This is a genomic window from Gluconobacter vitians (assembly GCF_015244565.1).
GTDB lineage: Bacteria > Pseudomonadota > Alphaproteobacteria > Acetobacterales > Acetobacteraceae > Gluconobacter > Gluconobacter vitians.
The window spans coordinates 1-23,669 of record NZ_JABCQG010000014.1; the positions used below are offsets into that span (position 1 = coordinate 1).

18 protein-coding genes and 1 pseudogene are annotated in these 23,669 nt (G+C 62.0%); 10 read left to right on the plus strand and 9 right to left on the minus strand.

Features of this window, described 5'->3' with window-relative positions; genetic code table 11:
- Positions 1 to 140: 140 nt before the first annotated feature.
- On the minus strand, positions 141 to 944 hold the full coding sequence (locus tag HKD24_RS10920) for a LysR family transcriptional regulator (RefSeq protein ID WP_265589068.1): 804 nt from the start codon (positions 942 to 944) through the stop codon (positions 141 to 143).
- 224 nt (positions 945 to 1,168) lie between these two features.
- On the opposite strand from HKD24_RS10920, the gene ggt reads away from it, so the two are divergent.
- Both ggt and HKD24_RS10930 read left to right on the plus strand, forming a co-directional pair.
- Positions 1,169 to 2,872, plus strand: coding sequence for a gamma-glutamyltransferase (gene ggt, locus HKD24_RS10925; RefSeq protein WP_194260307.1), 1,704 nt, complete (start codon positions 1,169 to 1,171; stop codon positions 2,870 to 2,872).
- A 45-nt stretch (positions 2,873 to 2,917) separates the two neighbouring features.
- Positions 2,918 to 4,228: a lipase family protein gene (locus HKD24_RS10930; RefSeq protein ID WP_194260308.1), complete on the plus strand. Its 1,311-nt coding sequence runs from the start codon at positions 2,918 to 2,920 to the stop codon at positions 4,226 to 4,228.
- A gap of 108 nt (positions 4,229 to 4,336) precedes the next feature.
- Here HKD24_RS10930 and HKD24_RS10935 read toward each other — a convergent pair whose 3' ends face one another.
- Positions 4,337 to 7,648, minus strand: a complete 3,312-nt coding sequence (locus tag HKD24_RS10935; RefSeq protein ID WP_194260309.1) for a Hint domain-containing protein — start codon at positions 7,646 to 7,648, stop codon at positions 4,337 to 4,339.
- A gap of 210 nt (positions 7,649 to 7,858) precedes the next feature.
- On the opposite strand from HKD24_RS10935, the gene HKD24_RS10940 reads away from it, so the two are divergent.
- Positions 7,859 to 8,239: an ArsC family reductase gene (locus HKD24_RS10940; RefSeq protein ID WP_194260310.1), complete on the plus strand. Its 381-nt coding sequence runs from the start codon at positions 7,859 to 7,861 to the stop codon at positions 8,237 to 8,239.
- Here the strand turns inward: HKD24_RS10940 and HKD24_RS10945 are convergent.
- Positions 8,214 to 8,951, minus strand: a complete 738-nt coding sequence (locus HKD24_RS10945; RefSeq protein ID WP_228124339.1) for a helix-turn-helix domain-containing protein — start codon at positions 8,949 to 8,951, stop codon at positions 8,214 to 8,216. The two genes, HKD24_RS10940 and HKD24_RS10945, sit on opposite strands and share 26 nt — an antisense overlap.
- 597 nt (positions 8,952 to 9,548) lie before the next feature.
- Between HKD24_RS10945 and HKD24_RS10950 the strand changes: the two are divergent.
- Positions 9,549 to 12,020 (plus strand): annotated as a pseudogene (locus tag HKD24_RS10950) (membrane-bound PQQ-dependent dehydrogenase, glucose/quinate/shikimate family).
- A 77-nt stretch (positions 12,021 to 12,097) separates the two neighbouring features.
- Positions 12,098 to 12,988, plus strand: a complete 891-nt coding sequence (locus HKD24_RS10955) for a transporter (RefSeq protein WP_194260311.1) — start codon at positions 12,098 to 12,100, stop codon at positions 12,986 to 12,988.
- A gap of 20 nt (positions 12,989 to 13,008) precedes the next feature.
- On the opposite strand, the gene HKD24_RS10960 is transcribed toward HKD24_RS10955, so the two are convergent.
- Positions 13,009 to 14,484, minus strand: a complete 1,476-nt coding sequence (locus tag HKD24_RS10960) for an aminotransferase class V-fold PLP-dependent enzyme (RefSeq protein WP_194260312.1) — start codon at positions 14,482 to 14,484, stop codon at positions 13,009 to 13,011.
- 135 nt (positions 14,485 to 14,619) lie between these two features.
- Between HKD24_RS10960 and HKD24_RS10965 the strand changes: the two genes are divergently transcribed.
- On the plus strand, positions 14,620 to 15,081 hold the full coding sequence (locus HKD24_RS10965) for an Lrp/AsnC family transcriptional regulator (protein WP_194260313.1): 462 nt from the start codon (positions 14,620 to 14,622) through the stop codon (positions 15,079 to 15,081).
- Between the two features lie 53 nt (positions 15,082 to 15,134).
- Positions 15,135 to 16,433 (plus strand): amino acid permease, encoded by a 1,299-nt coding sequence (locus tag HKD24_RS10970; protein ID WP_024716563.1) that lies wholly within the window; start codon positions 15,135 to 15,137, stop codon positions 16,431 to 16,433.
- A gap of 4 nt (positions 16,434 to 16,437) precedes the next feature.
- On the opposite strand, the gene HKD24_RS10975 is transcribed toward HKD24_RS10970, so the two are convergent.
- Positions 16,438 to 16,836 (minus strand): DUF4186 domain-containing protein, encoded by a 399-nt coding sequence (locus HKD24_RS10975; RefSeq protein ID WP_194260314.1) that lies wholly within the window; start codon positions 16,834 to 16,836, stop codon positions 16,438 to 16,440.
- Between the two features lie 93 nt (positions 16,837 to 16,929).
- On the opposite strand from HKD24_RS10975, the gene HKD24_RS10980 reads away from it, so the two are divergent.
- Positions 16,930 to 17,964 (plus strand): exodeoxyribonuclease VII large subunit, encoded by a 1,035-nt coding sequence (locus HKD24_RS10980; RefSeq protein ID WP_194260315.1) that lies wholly within the window; start codon positions 16,930 to 16,932, stop codon positions 17,962 to 17,964.
- 3 nt (positions 17,965 to 17,967) lie between these two features.
- On the opposite strand, the gene HKD24_RS10985 is transcribed toward HKD24_RS10980, so the two are convergent.
- Complete coding sequence (locus HKD24_RS10985) at positions 17,968 to 18,420, minus strand: hypothetical protein (RefSeq protein WP_322783309.1); 453 nt, start codon at positions 18,418 to 18,420, stop codon at positions 17,968 to 17,970.
- Between the two features lie 187 nt (positions 18,421 to 18,607).
- On the opposite strand from HKD24_RS10985, the gene gap reads away from it, so the two are divergent.
- Together gap and HKD24_RS10995 are read left to right on the plus strand one after the other, a co-directional pair.
- Complete coding sequence (gene gap / locus HKD24_RS10990) at positions 18,608 to 19,630, plus strand: type I glyceraldehyde-3-phosphate dehydrogenase (protein WP_194260316.1); 1,023 nt, start codon at positions 18,608 to 18,610, stop codon at positions 19,628 to 19,630.
- 3 nt (positions 19,631 to 19,633) lie between these two features.
- On the plus strand, positions 19,634 to 20,848 hold the full coding sequence (locus HKD24_RS10995) for a phosphoglycerate kinase (RefSeq protein ID WP_194260317.1): 1,215 nt from the start codon (positions 19,634 to 19,636) through the stop codon (positions 20,846 to 20,848).
- Between the two features lie 254 nt (positions 20,849 to 21,102).
- Here HKD24_RS10995 and HKD24_RS11000 read toward each other — a convergent pair whose 3' ends face one another.
- From HKD24_RS11000 to HKD24_RS11010, 3 genes are all read right to left on the minus strand, one after another.
- Complete coding sequence (locus HKD24_RS11000; RefSeq protein WP_194260318.1) at positions 21,103 to 22,338, minus strand: MFS transporter; 1,236 nt, start codon at positions 22,336 to 22,338, stop codon at positions 21,103 to 21,105.
- Positions 22,339 to 22,366: 28 nt separating this feature from the next.
- Complete coding sequence (locus HKD24_RS11005; RefSeq protein WP_194260319.1) at positions 22,367 to 22,765, minus strand: GlcG/HbpS family heme-binding protein; 399 nt, start codon at positions 22,763 to 22,765, stop codon at positions 22,367 to 22,369.
- Positions 22,766 to 22,844: 79 nt separating this feature from the next.
- Positions 22,845 to 23,585, minus strand: a complete 741-nt coding sequence (locus HKD24_RS11010; RefSeq protein ID WP_194260320.1) for an IclR family transcriptional regulator — start codon at positions 23,583 to 23,585, stop codon at positions 22,845 to 22,847.
- Between the last annotated feature and the right edge of the window lie 84 nt (positions 23,586 to 23,669).

Sequence of the window (23,669 nt, forward strand, 5' to 3'; positions counted from 1 at the left end):
GTTCCCCACGGATCGCCTCCAGGGCAACCCGTGATTTGAACTCCGCCGCATACCTCTTGCGCGTAACCTTGCCCATAAAACCCGTCCTCTCTCAGGTCGGATTATAGCTTATTGCCCTGTCCGAAAAATGGGGACCACCTCTAGATCGGCCGTGAGGGTAGGGTGTAGTCCGGAAGGAGCGACTGAAGGGTTCCGGCTTTCAGGTCTTCCTGCACCAGATCCGTCGGGAGCATCGCCACGCCAAGCCCTCCCAGAGCGGCGCGGCGCATGGCCTGTGTACTGTTGAACAGGCCGCGCCGGCGCATTTCCACTGCCACGCGGCCCTTGGGGCTTTCGAAATGCCACTCATGCCGAGCCCAGTGCCAGGGCGATGACGACGTGTAGGCAAAGGCCAGCGCATCATGCGTCGCAAGCTGCTGCGGCACCAGAAGCTCTTCCCGACGGTCGAGATACTCCGGGGAGGCGCACAGCGTCATGCGGTAATCCGTCAGCCGCCGGCACATAAGCGAGGACGGTTCCGGCACGCCAAGACGGATGGCGATATCGAACTTCTCATGCGTCAGGTCCACGCTGCGTTCCGTCAGCACCAGATCAACATCCACGGACGGATTTTCGGCCAGATACCGCGCCAGACAGGGTGTGACGCTCTGGGTGCCGTAAGTGACAGGAGCCGTAACGCGCAGGGTTCCGGAGGGCAGGGTCTGCGCGGCCTGTGCCAGATGTTCGGTTTCATCCAGAAGTTTGAGAATGGACTGGCATTTCTCGAAATAGACGGCTCCGAACGCCGTGAGGCTCTGCCGGCGCGTGGTACGGCGTAGCAGGCTTGTGCCCAGTCGTTCTTCCAGAAGGCGCACGTAATTGCCCACCATTGTGGGGGAAATTCCGCAGCGTTCTGCGGCGGCGGTCATGCTTCCTGTCTCGACGACCGCCATAAAGGTGGTCATGGCCTGAAAAACGTTCATTGTAAACCGTTGGTTGATAATGTTTCCATCATAGCAGCATTTATCGGGGCGATTGAAGGCCGTAACGATCCTGTTACGATGTTTTCCGTTCCGACCATGAAAGTATGTGCTGCATCATGCATTCCAGAGCATTTCCTGCATCCCGTCCATTGGCTCGCGACCGTCTTTTCAGCCGGCGCCGGGTCAGCCTGTGCGGAGTGTTCGGCATGATGGGACTGGTGCAGACACTGGCGCTGGGCGGATGTGCGCAGACGGATCATGCGGCAGTCAGTCCGGCTCCGGTCGCGCAGCCCAGCACGGCCACGACCTCCATGGCTGCCACAGCCAATCCGCTGGCCTCGCAGGCCGCGATGGATGTGATCCGCCGCGGCGGCAGCGCGGTCGATGCCGCCATCGCGGCGCAGATGGTGCTGGCCGTGGTCGAACCGCAGGCCTCGGGTCTGGGGGGCGGGTCCACGATCCTGTACTGGGACAAGGGCGCTGCAAAGCTCTCGTTCTATGACGGTTTGGCCGCCGCTCCTGCCATCGTGCCGCAGGATTACGCGCATGACGCGGACGGGCACGCCATTCCCCACGCTCTGTTGGAGCGCAGCGGGCGCGTCGTCGCCGTCCCGGGCACGCTGCGGACGCTGGAACTTCTGCACAAACGTTACGGCAAGCTTCCCTGGGCCGACCTGTTTCAGGCTGCCATTGCTACGGCCCGTGACGGTTATGCGATGCCCGGCTATCTGCATCTCGTCCTGACGGAACGCCCGGAACTGGCGCAGAAAGCCAGCTTCAAGGCTTATTTCAATGCAGACGGTCACCCGCTACCCAAAGGCACGATCCTGCACAATCCGGCGCTGGCCGAGACGCTGACGCAGGTGGCCAAAAAGGGCGCGGACTATTTCTACAGCCCCACTTTCGCCCGGAAGATTTCCGCTGCCGTAGCGACAGGACCCTATCCGGGGCACATCACGCCGAAGGATCTCGCGTCCTACAAGGTCCGTGAGCGTGCGCCGCTCTGTGTCGAGGCGTTTGGCCGTCGCATCTGCTCCGCTGCCCCGCCGGTTGCGGGTGGACTGTCCGTGCTCCAGCAGCTTGCGATCCTCGATCGTCTCAAGATCGGCCAGTACCGCCCCGGCAGCGTCGAGGCCGCGCATCTTCTGCTCGAAGCCTCGCGTCTGGCAGAAGCCGACCGCCGCAAATACGCCGCCGACCCCGACTACACGCCCGTTGCAACGGACGAACTGCTGAGCCCGGCCTATCTGGACGCGCGTGCGGCTCTCGTCTCGACGGGAGAAGCCGCAGGACAGGTGCGCCCGGGCGTGCTGAAGAACCGTCTGGCCAGCCTTCCGGTTTCGGACGCCATGACAGTGCCCGCCACGACGCATCTTTCCATCCGTGATGCTGCCGGAGACGCGCTGTCCTTCACCACGACCATCAATCTCAACTTCGGCGCGGATATCATGGTGGACGGCGTCGTGCTCAACAACGCAATTACCAATTTCGCGACGCATCCTGTCGTGGACGGGCAGCCGGTCGCCAATATCGCGGCCCCCGGCAAGCGCCCCATCACGACGATGGCGCCGACGATCGTATTCGGCGCGGATGGCCAGCCTGAAGTGATCGTGGGCGCTGGCGGTGGCGCGCGGATCATTGATTCCGTGGTGCAGACGCTGGTCGGCCATCTCGCCTGGGGGCAGAATATCCGCACGGCCATCGAACAGCCGCGTATCGGCGCGCAGAACCGCGCGGAAGAGCTGGAACACGGCACGTCAGCTGCCGAACTGAAAACCGCGCTTGAGAGCATGGGCCATCACCCGCATGCTGCCGTGATGAATGCCGCCGTGCAGGCCATCACCATTGGCCCGGACGGGCTCACCGGCTGGGGCGATCCGCATCGCGACGGCGTTGCCCTCGGCCAGTAAGCCTTTGACCTTCAACGACATCCTTCCCATCCGCTGGAGAGCCTCATGAAGTTTCCTGCCCGTCTTTTCCTGTGTGCCAGCGCACTGGGAACGCTCGCCGCCTGCGCCACGCCGCAGCCTGCACCGAAACAGCAGATCGCAGTAGTCGAGCCGGACCGTCCGCATGGCGATGGTGGCGTCAGCGCCTTCTATCAGCCGCCGGCGCAGCTTCCGGCGGGGCCGGGCAACATGATCCGCACTGAGGAAATCCAAGGCAAGCACCTGCCGGACAATGCCGGTCTGGCTGTCCGCACGCTTTACACATCCGTCAGCGGTGTCGGCGAGCCTGCGCCGGTGGCCGTCTCCGGGCAGATCATCTTCCCGAAGGGTACGCCGCCCAAAGGTGGTTGGCCGATCGTGGCCTGGGAACATGGCACGACCGGCATTGCTGACATCTGTGCGCCCTCATGGCGTGGCTATTTCTCGCGGGACCGGGCCTATCTGGACCGCTGGCTGGCCGCAGGCTTTGCCGTGGTCGCCAGTGATTATCAGGGTCTGGGAACGCCGGGGCCGCATCCGTATCTGATGTATCGCCCCGAAGGCTATAGCGTCCTGAACGGGCTGCGGGCCTCGCTTCAGCAGTACAAGGGCACGCTGCGCAACCAGATCGTCCTTGTCGGGCAGTCGCAAGGTGGCGGAGCAGCTCTCGGAACCGGCTGGCTCGCTCCGCAATACGCGCCGGACCTGCATGTTCTGGGCACGGTGGCGACGGGCGTCGTGATCGCGTTCCATGTTCCGGCGAACACGGCCCACCCGCAGATCACGCGGGACAATCCGGAATCCCCGCACATGTCGGCGTCCTATGGCATCCTGACTGTCGAAGGCTCCATGACCAGCCTGCATCCGGAAGCGGATGTGCGGCAGTTCATGACGGAGAAGGGAAAAGAGCTCTCCCATCAGGCCCGTCAGTCCTGCCTGGGTGATCTGTTCAAATACACCAACGCCCATGACATGACGGAAGAGAACGTCTTCACCGGCGACCGCTCGCCGCTGGAACAGGGCTTCGATACGGCCTTCACCATCCCGGATGCGCATCTGAAAATGCCGGTCTTCGTGGGAACGGGACTTGCGGATGACGAGGCCGGCGTGTCCCAGCAGTACGATGCGGTCGCGGCGATGTGCGACGCCGGAACGCCCGTGACCTGGAAGCAGTATCCCGGCCTGACCCATAACGGTGCGGTCAATGTTTCGGCCGATGATTCCGTGCCCTTCGCCCTCAGCTTGCTCAAGGGCGTCAAACCGCGCGGCAACTGCCGGACCATCAAGCCGATCTCCAGGCTGGAGAAGCCGCTCGCCGGTGTCCGCTGGAACAACTGATCCGGCGCTGTTGCGGCAGGCATGAAAAAACCCGGGAAAGGCGAGGCCTCTCCCGGGTTTTTTCTGTCCCGCGGCATCCCGTGAAGGAACGCCGCGGAGCCTGAAGGATCAGGCGAACTGCGCGGCAGTCTCGACTGTGCTGTCTGCGAGATACGGGCCAGCGGCACGGATCTCGATGGAGAGCAGGGCCAGGCTGTCCTGATCACGCTCACCGAGCGTCAGCAGGCCATTGCCAGCCGTCCAGCGGCAGGTGGCGTCGTCAGCAACCTGCCAGCCATCCAGATCGGCCTGCGTCAGATGCGACGTGATGGAGCGCGTGGCGCGGGAGTCGTACAGGACGACATCGCCGACCAGAACGCCCAGTTCACGACGGTCATCAACGAACGGTCCAACCGTCTCGGACGGACGGGCCGTGCGGGAGACGACGCGGACTGCGCTCACCTCGGCAGGGATCATGAAGATCACCCGGCCAGCGGCCTCACGGCTCTGACGGATGACCGTACCGTTATCCGCCACGAGATGCAGGTCTGCATCCTGGGTCAGTTCGGCAGCAGCTTCACGGCTTTCCAGACCGGCAGCGATGGCGCGGTCCGCGATCTGGCGGAACATCGGCTCCACCGTTGCGCGGTCCACGGTCAGGGCTGCGGCAGCGTCCTGTTCCCAGCTCTTCTGACGGCCACCGAGGCTTGCGACTTCACCGTGCTGGGTGAAGCTGCGACGGTTGCCCGTGTCGAGATAGCTCTCCGTCAGCATGCCGTCCGCCATGATGACGGAGTGGTTTTCCGTCTCGATGTGGAAGTAGTCATAGACGCTGATGGAGCGGTCGTAGAATACCGAGCGGCCGTTGACGAGCATGCGGGTCGGGACGAAACGGCCATCGATGAAGAGGCAGTGTTCCGGCGTGACCAGCAGGTCCTTGTTCGGCACGTTCGCGGCAACCGCATCCTTGAGGATACGCACCGGATGACCGGAGAGGTCAGCCGAGGCGCCACCCTGCGCACGGACGCGCTTGCTGCCGACCCAGGTGATCTTGCGGCTGACGGGGCTGCCATCGACCCAGGCCGTAACCTCGTCGCCGATGCGCAGGTCTTCGACGGCCGCGGTGCCGGAAGGCGTCGTAATCATCGTGCCGGGCAGGAAGCAGATCTCGCTGCCCTTGGCGAGCGTGACAACCGTGCTGCCGTCGCGGTCTTCGGTCAGTTCGGCGTGGTAGTCGGAATAATCGCCTTCGAGGTCGATGGTGTAGCTCGCAGCGCCTTCCGTGACGACGAGGGTGTCACCGTTTATGGCAGCCTTGGCCACGCCGGCATACTGCAAGCTGTCGATGTCGATATGGCCGCCGACGGCAAGGACCGTCTCGTCGATCTCGCCACCGGCATCGACTGTCAGCCAGGCACCGGAAGCCACAGTGGTTTCGTCAGCAACGCCGCCGGAGAGAACCGTTTCGAACGCGTTCTTCTGCAGGACGGTGTGATCGGTGCGACCGCCGTCATACTGGACGGAACCGCTGCCAACCGTCGTCTCGCTGGCCGTGCCGCCTGCGCTGATGAACTGCTGGCTGCCGCCTTCGACCGTGGCACTGATGGAGGCGCCATACACGTAGTCCATGCCCTGCTGGTCGAGGACAGTGCCGACGGCCGTGCCGCCTGCGCTGATCGTCTCGTGAGCATGGCGCGTGATTGTGCTGCCGCTGGTGTAGCCGCCGGAGAGGACGTCGATCTTGCCGAGCGTCGTGGCGCTGTCACCGAAGGCCGATCCTGCCACCCATTCATGACCGCGGATGACCGTTGCGCCGTTTTCAACGCCACCGGCCTGGACCGTCTCGAAAGCCTGGCCGCCGCTGAGAAGCGTGCCAACCGTCGAACCGCCGGACTGAACGGTGATGTTACCCGTGGTTTCAGTCGTGGCGTTGGCAAAGCCACCGCTTGCGACGGTCATGGAGCCACCCGTAATGACGGTGCCGTCCGCAAGGCCGGAGTCCACGAGGGTACCGCCGCTGACGTTGGTCTGGATGGCCTGGCCGCTGGAGCTGACAACTTCGCTGCCGCTCTTCAGGTTGGTGCTGACGCTGCGTCCGCCGGCTTCGACCTTCTCCACACCACCGGTCACGTTGGTATTGTAGGTGCGACCATCGGACAGGACGTCTGCAACGCCGCCCTTGTTGACGGTTTCGCTGACGCCCGTGCCGCCGGCATTCACCGTCTCGGTGCCACCGTTATTGATGGTGGTGTCGAAGGAGAGACCATACTGGCCGACAACTTCGGCGCCGCCCGAGTTCAGAACCGTGTTCTGGGAGATGCCGTTGTCGTACTGGACTGCACCCGTCGACAGCGTGGCATTGTTGGCCAGGCCATCAGCGTAAACGATCTGGAGACCGTTGGTGGACAGCGTGGCGTTCTGCGAGATGCCGTCCACGAATTCCATGCCCTGATAGGACACGGTCGAACCCGAAGCGACAGCGCCTGCGCTGACATATTCATGTCCGTGCGTGCTGACAGCCGTGTTGGATGCGACGGCACCGGATGCGATGTGCAGTTCGCCAACGCCGGAGACCACGTCATTGACGGCCGTTCCGGCCAGCCATTCCTTGGCACCGTTGATGATGGAGGAGGCGGAGTCCACGGCGCCCGAAGCGACGCTCTGGAAAGCTGCACGGCCGTTGATGACAGCGCCACTCGTGACGCCACCGGTTTCGACGACGGACCAGCCGCTGGTGTTCTGGGTGCCGGTTGCGCTGCCACCGGCTTCAACCGTCAGGGTGCCGCCGTTGATCGTGGTGTCGAGAGCCGAACCCGCGTCATAGAGCTTGCCGCCGGACAGGGTCGTGCTGCTGGCTACGCCATTGGCATAAAGCTGCTCGTAAGCGCCCGAGTTGACGGTCTCGTTGACGGACTTGCCGCTCAGCACAACGTCGAAGCCGCCGCTGTTGACGACCGTGTTGTAGGACGAGCCGCCCTTGCCGGTGTGATCACCGGAGTCGCTGTACTCGACCATGCCGCCGCCATTGTTGATGACGGTGTTGGTCATCGTGCCGCCATCGACATAGACCGCGTAGTTGCCCTGCGAATTGACGGTGACGTCTGTTGCGGAGCCATCGCCCTGGACGGTCATGCCGCCGTCATTCAGGACCACGCCCGAAGCCGTTGCGCCGTTGAGGACGATGAACTGGTCATGGAACACGGTCGTGTCCACGGCAGACCCGCCACTGCGGACGATCACGGACTGCTTCTGGTCTTCGGTGTCTGCTGCACCGGAGATTGCGGTACCGGAAATGACGCCGCCGCCGAGGACGTCAAGATTGCCCCCATCGGGAACGGTCGTGTCCACTGCAGTGCCACCAGAAGCGATGATCAGGGTATCGCCGCTGGAAATTGTGGTTCCGCTGACCGTCTGGCCAGATGTCACTGTCTGTTCGCTCATGGTATGCCCGCTCCACGACAGGTGGTTAATAGTTTGTTAACTATGCACTTCAGAAAAAAATTAACAACGTGTTTTTTGGATTTTCCAACAAAATGTGACTGACCAAAGAAGGGCCTCATCAGTTTGTGAGGCAGGCAGTGGTATGTCTTTAAGAGAAGGACCGCCGGTTCATCCGTCGGAAACACCTCTTGCAGACCGGGAACAGACCGTATGACCGCAACTCTTACAATCTATGGAATCGCCAGCTGCGACACGATGCGCAAGGCCCGGACATGGCTGGCGGATCATGGGATTTCCGTGACTTTTCATGACTATCGCAAGGATGGACTGGATCGGTCGCAGCTCGAAGACTGGGTTGGACGTCTGGACTGGGAAAAGCTCCTGAACCGTACAGGAACAACATTTCGCAGACTGGCGCCGGAGCTTCGGGACAATATTGATGAAGAGCGGGCGGTGGCGCTCATGCTGGAGCATCCGGCGATGATCCGGCGGCCTGTTCTCGAAGGCCGGGATGTCCTGCTGGTTGGATTCCGTCCGGATGATTACGCCGCGACTCTGGCAGACTTCAGTGATCCAGACCAAGCACCCTGATTTTGCGATGAAGCGTGGAGCGGCTCACCCCCAGCAGGCGTGCGGCCGCGCTGACATTTCCATGCACGGTTACGAGGGCAGAGCGGATGACCTGTGCCTCCGCTTTGCGGAAGCTGGGTTCTTCCTGTGTTTCGAGCAGGGGCAACAGCGCCGGAAGGTCGAACAGTTCGCCCTCCGGCCAGTTCATATGCTGGCGGCTGGCATGGGTTGCCCCCCTGATATGACCATCCCGGTCCAGGGCAACGAGCATTGCTGACGAGGATGCTGAAGGTCCAAGTGTGACGATCATGTCCTGCCGGAAGCGGTCATGAAACAGCTTCTCCTCCACGCGCCGCGCCGTTGTCAGCAGGGCATCCATCAGGAGCGGTGCGACGGGCAGGACGGTCTCGGCTGTGAATGAGCTGATGTCGATCGCGCCTGCCAGTTCCCCGATGGAATTGTAGACCGGTACCGCCATGCCCGTCAGTTTGCGGAAACACAGGCGCCAGTGCTGGTCATGGACGACCATGACCGGGCGTTCTTCCCGCAGGCAGGTACCAATGGCGTTCGTGCCGGCATTCTGTTCGTTCCAGACCGCGCCTGCCTGAAAACGCCAGCGCCGGCAGCCACTGAGCTTGCTGCGCTGGGTGTGGCGGGAGAGGACGATGCCTGTGGGGTCAGCCAGCAGGACCGTGAAATCCAGCGGGTCAACCAGCGTATGCAGGCGCTGCATTTCCGGCACCGCGCTTTGGATCAGGCGCTGCGTGCGACCACTGACAAAACGCAGTTCGGGCTGGCTGAGAACATGGGTTTCCCAGCGTTCGGACGGATCGAGATTGTAATTTGTGGAGCACCGGGCTCATGAGTCTGACAGGCAGGTGCGGGAAGCGGTAGCCGTCATGAGGCCCCGCATTCGGCATTATTCGGCACCGAGTGCCAAAAAACTGTCGCAGAATTGCGACAGGTGCGACGCAGACGGTCACAATCGGGTGAGCGCTCAACGATGCGGGATAGCCCGTAGCTGACACATTCGGGAATGACGATTTCTGGAAAAGGCGAAGCGTTGCGTGCCGGGTGTGTGTTTTTGCAGGCCATCGGTAACGCAACACTCCTCTCTTTTTCGGTTCAGTGCTGTGGGTCGGATGGGAAACAGGCATGAAAGCCGGCGCTTTTGCAAGCGCCGCCCAGTGCCACTCCTGACGCACGAACAGGACTGTCCCGTCCGTCACAGCCATGACGGAGCGCCAACGGTATCGCGTTCCGCCGATGATCAGGAAAGACAAATCATTTCAGAAGGAATGGTTTTCGTTTTTCACAAGAACGAGGTGTCATGTCTGCTTCACTCCAGAGGGTAATGTCTCCATTAACCTCTATCCTGCTCGCACTTGTCGGGCTTTTCCTGCTGAGAGGAGGGGGATATCTCCTCATTCTCGGCGGTTCGTGGTTCTACGCCTTTCTGGGCCTCGTGATGCTTGCGGCAGCTGGTCTCAGCTTCCGGACCCCTCTGCTGGGTGCGCGCCTGTATGCGGCCCTTCTGCTGGTGGCAACGATCTGGTCCGTCCTTGAGGTCGGCTTCGACATCTGGGGTCTGGAAGTCCGTCTGTTCACGCTCGTCGGTATCGCAGCCTGGATGCTGCTGCCGTGGGTGTGGCGCACCGGTCATAACTGGGTTTCGGACAAGCGCGAGCTTCTCGGCTCTGCCGCCATTGCGATGGTTGCAATCATCGCAAGCTGCTTCACGTCCTACTCCATCGACGGCACGCTTCCCGCAGACCGCATGGCGGCGACGGGTCAGTCCGATCTGACGGCCAAGGACACGCCGGAAGCCGACTGGCCGGCCTATCGTCGCACGGTGGGTGGTGATCGCTACAGCCCGCTGGCGCAGATCACGCCTGCGAATGTCAGCCATCTCAAGCGCGCCTGGGTGACCCGTACGGGGGACGTCCAGAAGGCCGATGAAGGTGTGGTTGCCGGACCGGATCAGGGTCATGAGTTCAATCTCGAAGTCACCCCGATCAAGATCGATGACACGCTCTATCTGTGCACGCCGCATAACTGGGTCATGGCGCTCGATGCCAAGACCAGCAAGGTGAAGTGGAAGTTCGATCCCAAGCCGGCTGCCGCCGACCTGGCTGCGAACGTCTATCTGGCCTGCCGTGGTGTGTCTTATTACAAGGCGCCGGACGACTATCAGGCTCCTGACGTGTCCAAGGCCTGCCAGAAGCGCATCTTCTCCCCGGTTGGCGACGTGCGTCTGCTGGCTGTCGATGCCGAAACCGGCAAACCCTGCGAAGATTTCGGCGAGCACGGCTTCATCTCCCTGCGCCAGTATCTCGGTCATGTCCCGCATGGCTTCCACTTCGTGACGTCGCCGCCGCTGGTGGTGAAGGATCGTGTGGTTCTGGGCGGCTGGATCTTCGATAACCAGGCGAATTTCGAACCGTCCGGTGCGATCCACGCGTTCAATCCGATCAACGGCGAGATCGAATGGGCCTGGGATGCCGGTCACAATCCGGAAAACTGGAAGCCCGGCCCGAACGACGTGCTGACGCGTGACACGCCGAATGCCTGGGGCGTTTACACGGCCGATCCGGATCTGGGTCTGCTCTATCTGCCGATGGGCAACTCCCCGCCGGACAACTGGGGTGGCTCGCGCCGTCCGTTCGACGACGCAACCTCCAGTGCCACGATCGCTCTCGACATCGAGACGGGTGAGCGCCGCTGGACCTTCCAGACCGTGCATCACGATCTGTGGGACATGGATCTGGCCATTGGCCCGTCCATGGTTGATCTGCCGGGTCCGAATGGCGAGAACATTCCTGCTCTGATCCAGACCACCAAGCGCGGTGAGTTCTTCGTTCTGGACCGTCGTACCGGCAAGCCGGTTCCGGGTTACCCGGTTGAGGAACGTCCGGTTCCGACCGCGGGTGTTGCAGCGGATGACCATGTCTCCCCGACGCAGCCTTTCGCTGTCGGTCTGCCGTCCCTGACGCCGCCGGACCTCAAGGAAAGCGACATGTGGGGCGCGACGCTGCTGGATCAGATGATCTGACGCATCCAGTTCCGCCAGTCCGCTTACGAAGGTCAGTTCACGCCGCCGCATGTTGGCAAGACGACGATCGTCTATCCGGCATTCTATGGTGTGGTTGACTGGCAGGGCGCCTCCATCGATCCGCAGCGCAAACTGCTGATCGCCAATGCGAGCTACCTGCCGTTCCGGATCCGTCTGGAGCATCGTCAGAAGGCCGAGAACGCCGGTATCCTGCCGAAGTGGAACGGCCAGGGTGACAAGCCGGAAGCCAAGGGCGATGCTCTGAGCGTATCCCCGGATTACGGTACGCCGTACATCGCCTATACCAGCCCGTGGCTGAATCCGCTCGAGATCCCCTGCAAGGGACCGGTCTGGGGCACGATCACGGCCATCGATCTGGTGACGAAGAAGATCGTCTGGCAGCACCCTGTCGGCACCACGCGCGACACGGGTCCTTTCCGGACGCATAATAACCTTCCGCTTCCGACCGGCATGTACAACATCGGCGGCAGTGTCGTGACCAAGGGCGGCGTCTCCTTCATGGGAGCCACGGCCGACGATTATCTGCGCGGTTTTGACATGTCGAACGGCAACGTCATCTGGCAGGACCGTCTGCCCGCAGGCGGACAGGCGACCCCGATGTCCTATCAAATTGACGGGAAGCAGTATGTTGTGATCGCCGCAGGCGGTCATGGGGGCCTTGGCACCCGCAGCGGTGATTATATCATCGCCTATTCCCTGGACGGGGATCAGGGCGCACAGGCGCACTGATCGTCCCGATCCCGGATGGAGCGTGTCCCCTGCGGGCACGCTCCACTCTCTTATTAATGTCTATGGAAATTCACGTCATGCATCGCAAATTCACGCTCGGAGTGCGCTTTGGTGCCCTGACTGTCTGGCTCCCTGCCGCCGCTCTCGTTCCTGGCTTTGCCGCTCATGCCGCGGATATTCCACTGGCCATCATCGGGCCTCACGAATACGACCTTCCGGTGGACTTCAAACCGTTCAACGTGATCGTGCAGTACGGTGACGGAAACGCCGCCGGTTCGGTCTATGACAGTGGCGGACAGCGCCGGGCGCGGGGCGGCAGTCATACCTGGAGCGGCATGACGAAATACGTGCATTTCCGCAGTTTCGACGCCATCCCGCATGTCAGCTTCGCCTTCGAGCTGATCCAGTCCGAGGCCTATACACTCGCCAACGGGCAGAACTGGGGCGGTCTGGGCACGACAATCGTCGGCCCGGCCGGATGGTTCAAGCCAAACAAGCACAGTACGCTCGGCATCCAGACCTTCATGGAAACCCCGTCAGGCACGCGGGATTCCATGGCGATGCATTACTGGGCCAACCTGTCGAGCATCATCTTTGACTACGAATGGAAGCATTTCAGCTTCGACGGCGATCTGGGCAGCGTCGTGAGTTCGACCAAACACCGCAATGGCGATCACAGCTATTCAGCCGGCAACGTGTTCTATACGAACCTGCGTTTCAGCTGGAAAGCCTCGTCACGCTTTGAGCCGTTCTTCTCGCTCGACTGGCAGAACAGCGGCGGCATGCATGACAACACGTCCAACCTCTGGGTCGCCAATTCGAGCAGCCGCGAGACCGCGCTGGGTGTGGGTGCGATGATCTACGTCACCAAGCGCCTGTCGATCACGCCGCGCTATTCCCATTCCGTCGAAGGCCGCAACGTGGCGGAAACGAACGCCTATTACATGAAGATCGCCTATCTGTTCTGAGACTGTGTCCGCGGCCTGTTTCAGGCCGCTGCCTTCGGGCGAAAACGTGCCGTGGCGATATCACAGTCATACTGCGCCGCCGTCTCGCAGGGATTGCTGGCGAGTTCATTGACGGCGTTCAGGATACGCTCGACCTTGCCGTCATCCATCAGTACGCTGAAATTCAGGCGCGTCCAGCCGGGCTTCTCGATTTCCTGCCCCGAAAGAATGGCGCTGCGGATCAGGCCGGACTCATCTTCATCAATTCCCAGAAGCCGATGTGCATATGGCCCCGCGCAGGCACAGCCGCCGCGGACCTGAATGCCGTAACGGTCCGACAGCATGCGCGTGAAAAGCTGCTGGTGAATGAAGCCGCCATTTTTCGTGTCGCGGATGCGGAACGAGAAGATTGGAAGAGCATCGGCCGTCGGATGGCCAAGGATCTCGATGGCCGGATTGGTGCTCCAGGCCTTCACGGCACGCTCGCGCAGTTCGGCATTGCGCTGCGCCATATAGGCCTCCCCGATGACGTCCTTGACGATGAACGCCAGCGCCGCGCGGATATCCCCGATCACGTTCGGCGTGCCGCTTTCTTCGCGGGCGGCGAGGTTCGCGGTGTAATCGTGGTTCCAGGGCGAGACGAAACGGACCGTGCCGCCGCCCGGAAGGACTGGCGTCGTGCGGGGCATGGCCGCATTGCGCACGATCAGCACGCCGGACGCTGCCGGGCCACCGATGAACTTGTGGCAGGATACGACAACCGCATCTTTTTCGAACGGCGTGCCGGGCTGCATGTCGATCGGGCAGTACGGGCCGGCCCCGGCATAATCCCAGATGGACAGCGCTCCGTAACGCTTGAGCAGGGCCGTGACCGCATTCACATCCGTCAGGATGCCCGTGACGTTGGACGCAGCCGAAAAGGAACCGATCTTCAGCCGATCCACCGGGCAGGCCTTCAGCGCCTGTTCCAAGACACCCATATCCGGCCCACCTTCGGCCGCCTCGGGGATTTCGACGATCTCCGCACCGCTCTCACGCCAGGGCAGGATGTTGGAGTGATGTTCGTAAGGGCCGATGAAAACGGTCGGACGCTTTCCGGCTTCGCACAGGGCCGGGATTTCCAGCAGATGAACAAGGCGGTTCAGCCCGGCCGTGGCGCCATTGCCCATGAAGATGGTCGTGAAATCGGGGGAGGGGGCATGGCAGAACTGGGCGATCATGGCGCGGGCGCTGTTGCGCAGGCGCGTCATGTAAGCACCGCAGAAAGACGCTTCGGTATGGCTGTTGGCGTAGAACGGCAGGATCTCGTCCATGATGAACGTCTCGATCTGCTTCAGCGCACGGCCTGAGGCAACATAATCGGCATAGAGCAGGGACTGCGTACCGAACGGCGTCGAGAACTTCGCGCCATCCCCGATCACACCCTTGGCGAGCGCGGCCAGCCCGTTATTGCGCAGCGTCTGCTCAAACTGTTCGAGAATGGCGGTGCTGTTGTCGAGATTGCCGATCGTTTCCATGGCGCGATGTTTCCCCCGTCCGTAATGGCCCTGCGTGATGACCCTCGTGATGAAAAGACGATAGACCGACGGAAAGAGTGAAAACCGCTCCTTTTTTGAGGATGAAAAATCCTTTTTGTGGTCATATAAAGCGATATGGCCAGAAAACTCGATCAAACGGACAGGGCGATCCTGAGAATCCTGCAAAAGCAGGGCACCCCCTCCCAGCGTGAACTCGCCGAGAAGGTCGGCCTGTCACAGAATGCCTGCTGGCGGCGGCTGAACGCCCTGCGCGAGGACGGTGTGATCGCCCATGATACGGTGCGGCTCAATGCGTCCGCTCTGGGCCTGACCCTGACGGTGTTCGTGCTGATGCGCACACGCCACCATTCGCGCGAATGGTTCGAGACATTCCGCAAGGTGGTCAGTTCGATACCGAACATAGTTGATTTTTATCGGATCGCGGGTGAATACGATTATCTTCTGAAGGTGGTGGCCTGCGACATGAACGATTTCGATCGTGTCTATCAGCAGATCATCAGCAAGGTGGAGCTTGATGCCATCACCTCGTACATGACCATGGAAACCCTGGCGGACAACAGGGACCTTCCGGTCTGAAGCGTCCTTCTTTTAAAACGCCTCTCCCGTCCACAGCAGGAAACCCCTTGTCCATGAGCCAGCCCGACCAGCTTGCCCACAGTCTGCGTACGCGCCATGTCGTCATGATCGCCCTGGGAGGGGTGATCGGGGCGGGATATTTCATCGGGGCGTCCGCGGCACTCTCGCTGGGTGGCCCCGCGGTGCTGCTGTCCTATGCGCTCGCCGGAACGCTGGTGTTCCTGGTCAACCTGATGATGCGCGATCTGGCGCTGAAAGTGCCGGGCCGCGCGTCGTTCCTGCGGCAGATCCAGTATGCGCTCGGCAACCGCGCGGCCTTCGTCGCCGGCTGGGCGTATTGGCTGACCTGGATCATCGCGATTGCCGTGGAAGTTATTGCAGTGGCGACGATGCTCGCCCCCTATATCCCGCTGCCCTATGCCGTGCTCGAAATCCTCATCATGGCGCTGATGACCGGCGTGAACCTCATGTCCGTCAAAGGCTATGGCGAGTTCGAATACTGGTTCTCCGCTATCAAGGTTCTGGCAATCGTCTGTTTCATCGGCATCGGCGTCTGGGCGCTGCTGAGCCGTCCCATTCCCGTTCATGACAACCTGTTCGCGCATGGTGGCCTGCTGCCGCATGGCTGGCTGGCGCTTCTGGCCGTAATCCCGACCATCCTGTTCTCGATGGGCGGCAGCGAAATCTCCACCGTTGCGGCCGTTGAATCCGACAACACCGAGCAGAACATCGTCCGCGCCACGCGCTCCATCGCGCTGCGGATCGGCGGGTTTTATCTCGTCTCCATCGCGCTCGTGCTGTGTCTGGTGCCGTGGAGCGATGTGGTGTCGGGTTATTCCCCGTTCCTGCTGGTGCTGCACCGGCTGCATGTCCCGTTCGCAGATGTGGCGCTGGCGGTCGTGGTCATGACGGCGGCGCTTTCCAGCCTCAATTCCGGGATCTATGTAACGTCCCGCATCCTGTACGAACTGGCGGAATCCGGCTCCGCGCCGGGATTGTTTCTGACGGTGGATGCATCCACGAAACTCCCCCGCCGCGCCATTCTGGTCAGTGCGTTTGCGTCCATTCTGGTCGCCGCTGTGGCCGTGCTCTCGCCGACGCTGATCTTCGGTCTTCTGGTTAGTCTCACGGGCGGGTTCATGGTGTTCAACAACACCATGATCGTGGCGGGACGCCTGAAACTTGTGCCGGAATCGCCTTGGAAGGCCTATGCCGCCTTGGTGCTGATCGGATGCACGCTGGTCGCCATGCTGATCCAGCCCGAAACGCGCTCGCAGATCGTACTGGGTGCTGCGGCACTTCTGCTGATCTTCCTGGCGGAGCGGTTCGTGCCGCGCCGTCAGCCAGACTGAGCCCTTAGAAGAGCGCTCCCTGCGCGGGACTGCTGGGTACGGTCCGTCCAAAATCGCGCTCGATCCAGCTTCGCAGCACAAGCAGGATCTGCGCCTGCTGTTCGGGCGTCAGCTCCTTTCCCGGCGCCATGCCATGCCATTTGGACAGGCAACTCCGGCAGCACGCACCGGTGGCATGCTGCGCGATAAAGACCGGATGACCGCGCATGGGCGTCTGCTTGCCGTCGTGGGGCGGATAGGCCGGAGCCAGACGTTCGGCAATGAAAGCCGCGCCATGTTCCATGACGGCATTAAGGCCCCGGTTTTCGAGATAGAGTCGGGCCTGATCGTCCAGATGAAAGCGGGTGCGGAACCGGGACCGGGCAAGGCGTTCAAACAGTTCTTCGGGATCAAATCGGCTCACCAGCCCACAACCTTCTGAAAAACAGGCAAAAAATCGCGTGAGAGGGCGTCAGCCCCCTGTAAGAACATTTGTTCTTTCTCCATATGGTAACGAATGGACGCTTTTCCGAGACGCTCCCGCTCATCTTCCGCGGCGGGAGATACAACAACACTGACAGTCCTCTCTCCGCTCCAGGTGCAGGACCTGTTCTCTGCCCGGCTGGATGAGATCTGTGCCGCTTTCGATGAATGGGGCTTTCCGCTGGTCGTGGCGGGACAGCTCGGCGATGCCGCGCCCAATTCCTATCCCAAATATTACCAGCTTCCCCTGACCGATCCGCAGTTCGGGACCACCTTGGCTCTCGAAGTACAGAAATCCATTCTGGCGCGCGCGGAAGTCGGCCCCGGCGATCATGTCCATCTCACCGGCATGCTGCGCGCCCGACAGTATCGCGGGCAGGTCGTCCTGCGCTTCGAAGTCGTGGCTGTGGAGCTTCACGATCCCGGCCGCCAGAAGGTCGAGCGCGTCGAGCGTTCCGTTCTGGACGTCCTGCGCGGGCTGCCCTGCGCGTTTCATCCCTATCCCACCCGTCCTGATGCGCGGCTCCTGCTGATCCACTCGGCGGCGTCCAGCGCATTGGTGGCTGAGGATTTCCTTCAGGCTCTCGGCGGGGCCTGCCGTCCGGAACGTGTACGAAGCCTGCCCACGGCCATGAATGATCCCGGCCGTCTGGCGGAGGCGATCCGGACCTGCCGGGAAGACATCATCGTCCTGATCCGCGGGGGCGGGGACGTGTCCGATTTCGTGGTGTTCGAAAACCCGCAGGTGCTGGAAGCGCTGGCCGTCTGTCCCGCGCATCGCGTTCTGGGGCTGGGCCATACGGCAAACCGGACCCTGGCGGAACGCGTCGTGGACCATGCCGCGACAACGCCTGCCGATGCCGGCCATTACATCCGGCGCATGAGCGGCCGGGTCTGGCAGGAACAGGAAGAAGCCCGCGCGCAGCAGGAAGAAATGGTCGCCCTGCGTGACAGCGTGACGCAGACTGTCGTGCCGGAGCGGACACCGATCGGAACACGTCTGCGCAACGGGCTGATCCTGCTCGCAATCGGTCTGGCGCTGGGTCTGCTTTTGCCCCGGCTGTTCTGACCCTTAGCGGACGTCGACGCGGACGAAAGGCTTGGCGGCTGACGGATCGGTCGTGGCGTGCATTTCAATCTGGATGGGCTGGGCGCCGGCTTTGGCAAGATGTGCTGCGACCAGAGCGGCCAGATGGTTGGTCACGTCTGTCAGGGCCTGTGCCTGGGCGTCGGGGGTTGGCTGTGGCGGGGCAAAGGCCTGCACGGTGAAAAGCACGTTCGGCTTGCGTGACAGGGCGGCCTTCGCAGCACGCTCGACGATGGGGCCATATTCGGATTCCGGGGTTCCCTCGGAGACCGATAGGAACGGGGCATGCGGCGGCGGAGCAGGCGGCGCGGGCGGAATATAGGGGTGAGGCGGCTTGCCCGCATTCGGGTTGAACGTGCGCTGGTCCAGCAGCTTGCACCCCGAGAGCAGGGGCGCAGCCAGCAGCAGCCCTCCCATCAGGAGGGCGGACCGGGGCACAGGACCCCGCGGCGAACGGAAATGTCGGACAAAAGGTGCCATATCGCGCGGAACCGTCGCAGGAACGGAGGCTTTGAGCAAGATTATAGAGTCAACTTCATGAAAAACTGTTGATGCCCCCTGTTGCTCCGCTGTGGCGGTGCTATGGAAGATGCCCGAGTTTTCAAGGAACGGAGTAGGGCAGGTCATGGCTGTAAAAATCGCGATCAACGGCTTCGGACGGATCGGACGGCTGGTGCTGCGTGGCATCATCGAGAGCGGACGGACGGATGTTGAGGTTGTCGCCATCAACGATCTGGGCTCGGTCGAGGCCAACGCACATCTGCTGGCCCATGACAGCGTCCACGGCCGTCTTCCGGGAACGGTCCGCGCCGAGGGCAACACCCTGATCATCGAAGCCAATGGCCGCACCTATGGTCCGATCAAGGTTTCCGCCGAGCGCAATCCGGCACAGGTGCCCTTCCAGGGCGTCGACGTGGCGATGGAATGCACGGGTCTGTTCACGTCCCGTGAGAAGGCGTCTGCCCTGCTGGAAGCCGGTGCCAAGCGCGTCCTGATTTCCGCTCCGGCAACGGATGTTGATGCGACGATCGTTTACGGCGTGAACAACGATGTCCTCACGCCGGACATGAAGATCATCTCCAACGCGTCCTGCACCACGAACTGCCTCGCCCCTGTGGCGTCCGTTCTGGACAAGGCCTTCGGAATCGAATGTGGCTATATGGTCACGATCCATTCCTACACGGGCGACCAGCGCACGGTGGACACCCTGCACAAGGACCCGCGCCGCGCCCGCGCTGCCGCGCTCAACATGATCCCGACCTCCACGGGTGCTGCCAAGGCCGTTGGTCTGGTCCTGCCGCATCTGAAAGGCAAGCTGGACGGCACCGCCATCCGCGTGCCGACGCCGAATGTCTCGCTCGTTTCGCTGGACTTCGTGCCCCAGAACGCCCCGGCCTCCGTCGAAGCCGTGAACGAGGCAGTCCGTGCCGCTGCTTCGGAAGGCCCGCTCAAGGGCATCCTGGCCTACAACACGGCCCCGCTGGTGAGCTCCGACTTCAACCATGACGTCGCATCCTCCACGTTTGATGCCACGCAGACGGCTCTGGTCGATGGCGGCAAGCTGGTGCGTATCTGCGCCTGGTACGACAACGAGTGGGGCTTCTCCAACCGCATGGCCGACACGGCCGCCCTGTTCGGGAGTCTCTGAGTGATGGCCTTCCGCACCATTGATGGTGTGGACGCACGCGGCAAACGCGTGCTGGTCCGCGCCGACCTCAACGTTCCGATGCATGACGGCGTCATCACTGATGACACCCGTCTGCAGCGGGTTGCCCCCACGATCCGCGAACTAGCCGACAAGGGCGCGCGCGTCGTGGTGTTCAGCCATTTCGACCGCCCCAAGGGTCAGGTTGTTCCGGCCATGTCCCTGCGTCCGATCGCGCTGAAGCTTGGCCAGATCCTGGGCCAGCCGATCGGTTTCGTGGCCGACTGTGTCGGTCCGGCCGTGGAAGCGGCTGTGGGTGCCATGGCCGACGGCGATATCATCGTTCTCGAAAACACGCGCTTTCATGCGGGTGAAGAGGCCAATGATCCCGAGTTCGCCAAGGCTCTGGCACAGAACGGCGACATCTTCGTCAATGATGCATTCTCGGCCGCGCACCGTGCCCATGCCTCGACCGAAGGCGTGGCGCGCGATCTGCCGTCTTTCGCCGGGCGTCTGATGCAGGCCGAGCTGAGTGCCCTGTCTGCCGCTCTGGAAAACCCGGAGCGCCCGGTTGGTGCGATCATCGGTGGCTCCAAGATCTCGACGAAGCTCGATCTGATCGGGAATGTCATCGAGAAGGTGGACACGCTGTTCATCACGGGCGCGATGGCCAACACGTTCCTGGCGGCTGAAGGCATGAATGTGGGCAAGTCCCTGCAGGAAGCCGACATGCACGAGACGGCGCGCAAGATCGCCCATCTCGCACAGGAAAAGGGCTGTGAGATCGTTCTGCCGGTCGATGCGGTTGTGGCGCGTGAGTTCAAAGCCAATGTCCCGACCGAGACCTGCCTGATCGGTGAAGTCCCGGATGATGCCATGATCCTCGATGCCGGTCCGCGCACGGTCGAGCTGATCCGGGACCGTCTGGACACGCTCAAGACGCTGGTCTGGAACGGCCCGCTCGGTGCGTTCGAGATCGCACCGTTCGACAGGGCGACCGTCGAAGTGGCGCAGTATGCCGCGCAGCTTACGGAAGAAGGCAAGCTCAAGACGATCGCCGGCGGTGGCGACACGGTCTCGGCTCTGCGTCATGCCGGCGTTGTGGACAAGATGACCTATGTTTCTACGGCAGGCGGGGCTTTCCTCGAATGGCTGGAGGGCAAGATCCTTCCGGGGATTGAGGTGCTTCGCTCTGCGGGCCACGATCTGGGGCTCGAATAAGAAAAAAGCCGGGAAGGATCACCTTCCCGGCTTTTTTTATGCGCTTTGCAAAGGAAGGCGGATGTTGAGGAAGTTCCTGTCAGGCTGTTGCCTGCTGTGCAGTCTTGCTGGCTGTCAGGCGTACAACCAGCCCCCGAAACCGCCTGCTCCGCCTTCGACCGGAGATCCCATCCGCAGCGGACGTCCCGCTGGAATGCTGCTGTCTCCTCCAAGACATGGGAGCAGCATGTACTACTGATCCGGTTGTGCGACGCTCAGTCGATTGCGCCGCGGGTTTCGATCTGTCCGCTCCGCCTGAGCACCAGCATTGCGAGAAGATAGACGAGCAGTCCGGACGCCGAGAGGATCGCCCCACCGAAGCCGAGTGAGCCATAGCCGAGCTGGTGGGCCAGCAGAACGCTTCCCAGCGAGGCCCCCAGCGCATTGGCGATGTTGAACGCGGAATGGTTCAGCGAAGCGGCCAGCGTCTGCGCATCGCCCGCAAAATCCATCAGGCGGGTCTGAAGCGCTGGACCAAGGGCATTTACGAAGGCTGGGACCAGAAAAACATCCACCATCAGCGCCGGACCGTTATGGAGCAGCATGGGGAAGGCCATCATGACCACGGCACTGCCCGCAAGCGCCAGAAGAGCCGCGATATCGAGGTTCCGGTCTACGATCCAGGCGCCGATATTGGCCCCGGCGAGCATCCCGAAGCCCCAGATCACCATAAACAGCATGACCTGCCATTCCGGAACATGTGTGACGTTCTGAAGCACGCTGGTCAGATAGGTGTAGATCGCGAACATGCCGCCAAAGCCGATGGCGGCCGTCAGGAGGGTCAGCAGGACCTGCGTATTGCCGATGGCGGTCACTTCCCGCAGGGGCGAGTTTTTGCGGTTGGGGGTGTCGGCCGGGATGTAGCGCCAGACGCCAAGAAACGTCACGAATCCGAAGATCCCGATGATCAGATAGGCCATCTGCCAGCCGAAATGGTTGGCGGCAAAGGTCGAGAAAGGCGCGCCGATCAGGGTTGAGATCGCAATACCGGACAGCACGCGCCCGACCGCCCAGCCACGCCTCGATCGTTCGACCATGGAAGCGGCGACCAGTGCCGAAATCCCGAACAGCGCCCCGTGGGGCAGGCCGGTGATGAAGCGTGCGACTTCAACCAGTCCGGGCGTTGGCATGGCGATGCTGAGCATGTTTCCGAAGCAGAACAGGATCAGCAGCAGCAGGAGCAGTTCCCGCCGTGACAGTCGCGCACCGAGGATCGTGATGAGCGGGGCGCCGATGACCACGCCGAGCGCATAGGCCGTGATGGCATATCCGGCCTCGGCGGGGGACAGGCCCAGGGAATGGGCGAACTCCGGCAGCATGCCCATGATGGCGAACTCACCAGTTCCGACGACGAACGTGCCGAAGGTAAGGGTAAGGAGGGCGGCTGTCCGGCCGTGCGGCGCGGAAATCTGTATCGTGGCGTCTGGCGCGGTCATGGTGTCAGTCGTCATGGGAGGGGACCATTGATGGGATGTCAGATCAGGTGCTGAGCGCAGCAGCGCCGGCACGCGCTATGGCGATGTCTTCATCCACGCTGGCGCCTGATACGCCAATGGCACCAAGGATGGAACCGTCTGCGGCTTTCAGCACCACGCCACCACCGAAGCTCGTGAGACCGCCATTGGTGTTTTCGAGCGTATAGGCTTTACCGCCGGGGCTGCCGACCTCGGCAAAATCGGCGCTGTCCATCTGGAACAGGACGGAGGTGCGGGCTTTTTTGGTAGCGACCTCAATGGCGCCCAGAGGGGTTCCGTCCATGCGGATCATGGCCATGGGCCAGGCACCTTCATCAAGGATGGAGATGCAGACGGCGACATTCAGTCGTGCCGCCTCGGCATGGGAAGCATCCAGCATGGTGGTGGCGATGGAAAGTTTCATGGTTTCGGCCTGTTTCGCGGAGGAAATGGCGGAGATTATCGGTGTTGTCAGAGGATGAAATTGGCAAATTCGTGAAAAATCAATTTGTCCAGCATTGTTGAACCTGCGCTTTTTCAACCTGCTTCATCATCATCCAGCCCAGATGGATCAGGCGATGACGGGGAAGGGTTTCGGCTGGTCCGCTGACGCAGATGCTCGCTCGGACTTCGCCGTTCTCGCGCCAGGGAATGGCGACGGCATTCCAGCCGGGACGGAATGTCTCGAGGTCGAGGGAGTATCCCTTGATCCTGACATCCTCGATGCGGCTGAGGCTGTCTCCATCGAGGGCATGGGTGCGGGTACTGAGAACGCGTCGACCCAGACCGGGCACAAAGGCAAGAAAGACCAGCCCCACTGCCGAGCCTTCCAGCGTCTCGCGTTCCTGCATCAGTGCGGCAGCCATGTCGGGATCACGGGGATTGAGAATGTCGAGATAGGTGACCTTATCGCCGCTTGGCACGCCGAGAAACACCGTCGCACCGCTGTCTTTCGCAATGGCTTCAAGGGCGGGACGCGTCCGCGTGCGCAGGACGTGATCGTCCCCGGCAATGCGGGAAAGGTTCAGGACGCGGCCCCCCAGATGATAACGCATGTCTCCCGGCCGACGCTGGACGTAGCCGAGCTGCGTGAGCGTCTGGAGGATGTTGTGGGCCGTGGTTTTTCCGATGCCTGAAATTGCCGCGATATCCTGAAGCCGTGCTCCTCCGCCTTCCTGCGCGATGATCTCAAGGATCGCGGCAGAACGTTCGATGGACTGGATCATGCGCGGGGCTCTGGTCATGGATTTCTTTCGGTCTGGCAGGCCTGAGTTCACCATAGATGAATATCTGGACATTCCCCGGTCAAGAACCCTGACAGCACAGAA

Bases quoted from the DNA above. Each gene is read 5' to 3' on its own strand.
- HKD24_RS10920 (WP_265589068.1), bottom strand. From the start codon at position 944: ATGACCACCTTTATGGCGGTCGTCGAGACAGGAAGCATGACCGCCGCC.
- ggt (WP_194260307.1), top strand. From the start codon at position 1,169: ATGATGGGACTGGTGCAGACACTGGCGCTGGGCGGATGTGCGCAGACG.
- HKD24_RS10930 (WP_194260308.1), top strand. From the start codon at position 2,918: ATGAAGTTTCCTGCCCGTCTTTTCCTGTGTGCCAGCGCACTGGGAACG.
- HKD24_RS10935 (WP_194260309.1), bottom strand. From the start codon at position 7,648: ATGAGCGAACAGACAGTGACATCTGGCCAGACGGTCAGCGGAACCACA.
- HKD24_RS10940 (WP_194260310.1), top strand. From the start codon at position 7,859: ATGACCGCAACTCTTACAATCTATGGAATCGCCAGCTGCGACACGATG.
- HKD24_RS10945 (WP_228124339.1), bottom strand. From the start codon at position 8,951: ATGCAGCGCCTGCATACGCTGGTTGACCCGCTGGATTTCACGGTCCTG.
- HKD24_RS10955 (WP_194260311.1), top strand. From the start codon at position 12,098: ATGCATCGCAAATTCACGCTCGGAGTGCGCTTTGGTGCCCTGACTGTC.
- HKD24_RS10960 (WP_194260312.1), bottom strand. From the start codon at position 14,484: ATGGAAACGATCGGCAATCTCGACAACAGCACCGCCATTCTCGAACAG.
- HKD24_RS10965 (WP_194260313.1), top strand. From the start codon at position 14,620: ATGGCCAGAAAACTCGATCAAACGGACAGGGCGATCCTGAGAATCCTG.
- HKD24_RS10970 (WP_024716563.1), top strand. From the start codon at position 15,135: ATGAGCCAGCCCGACCAGCTTGCCCACAGTCTGCGTACGCGCCATGTC.
- HKD24_RS10980 (WP_194260315.1), top strand. From the start codon at position 16,930: ATGGACGCTTTTCCGAGACGCTCCCGCTCATCTTCCGCGGCGGGAGAT.
- gap (WP_194260316.1), top strand. From the start codon at position 18,608: ATGGCTGTAAAAATCGCGATCAACGGCTTCGGACGGATCGGACGGCTG.
- HKD24_RS10995 (WP_194260317.1), top strand. From the start codon at position 19,634: ATGGCCTTCCGCACCATTGATGGTGTGGACGCACGCGGCAAACGCGTG.
- HKD24_RS11000 (WP_194260318.1), bottom strand. From the start codon at position 22,338: ATGACGACTGACACCATGACCGCGCCAGACGCCACGATACAGATTTCC.
- HKD24_RS11005 (WP_194260319.1), bottom strand. From the start codon at position 22,765: ATGAAACTTTCCATCGCCACCACCATGCTGGATGCTTCCCATGCCGAG.
- HKD24_RS11010 (WP_194260320.1), bottom strand. From the start codon at position 23,585: ATGACCAGAGCCCCGCGCATGATCCAGTCCATCGAACGTTCTGCCGCG.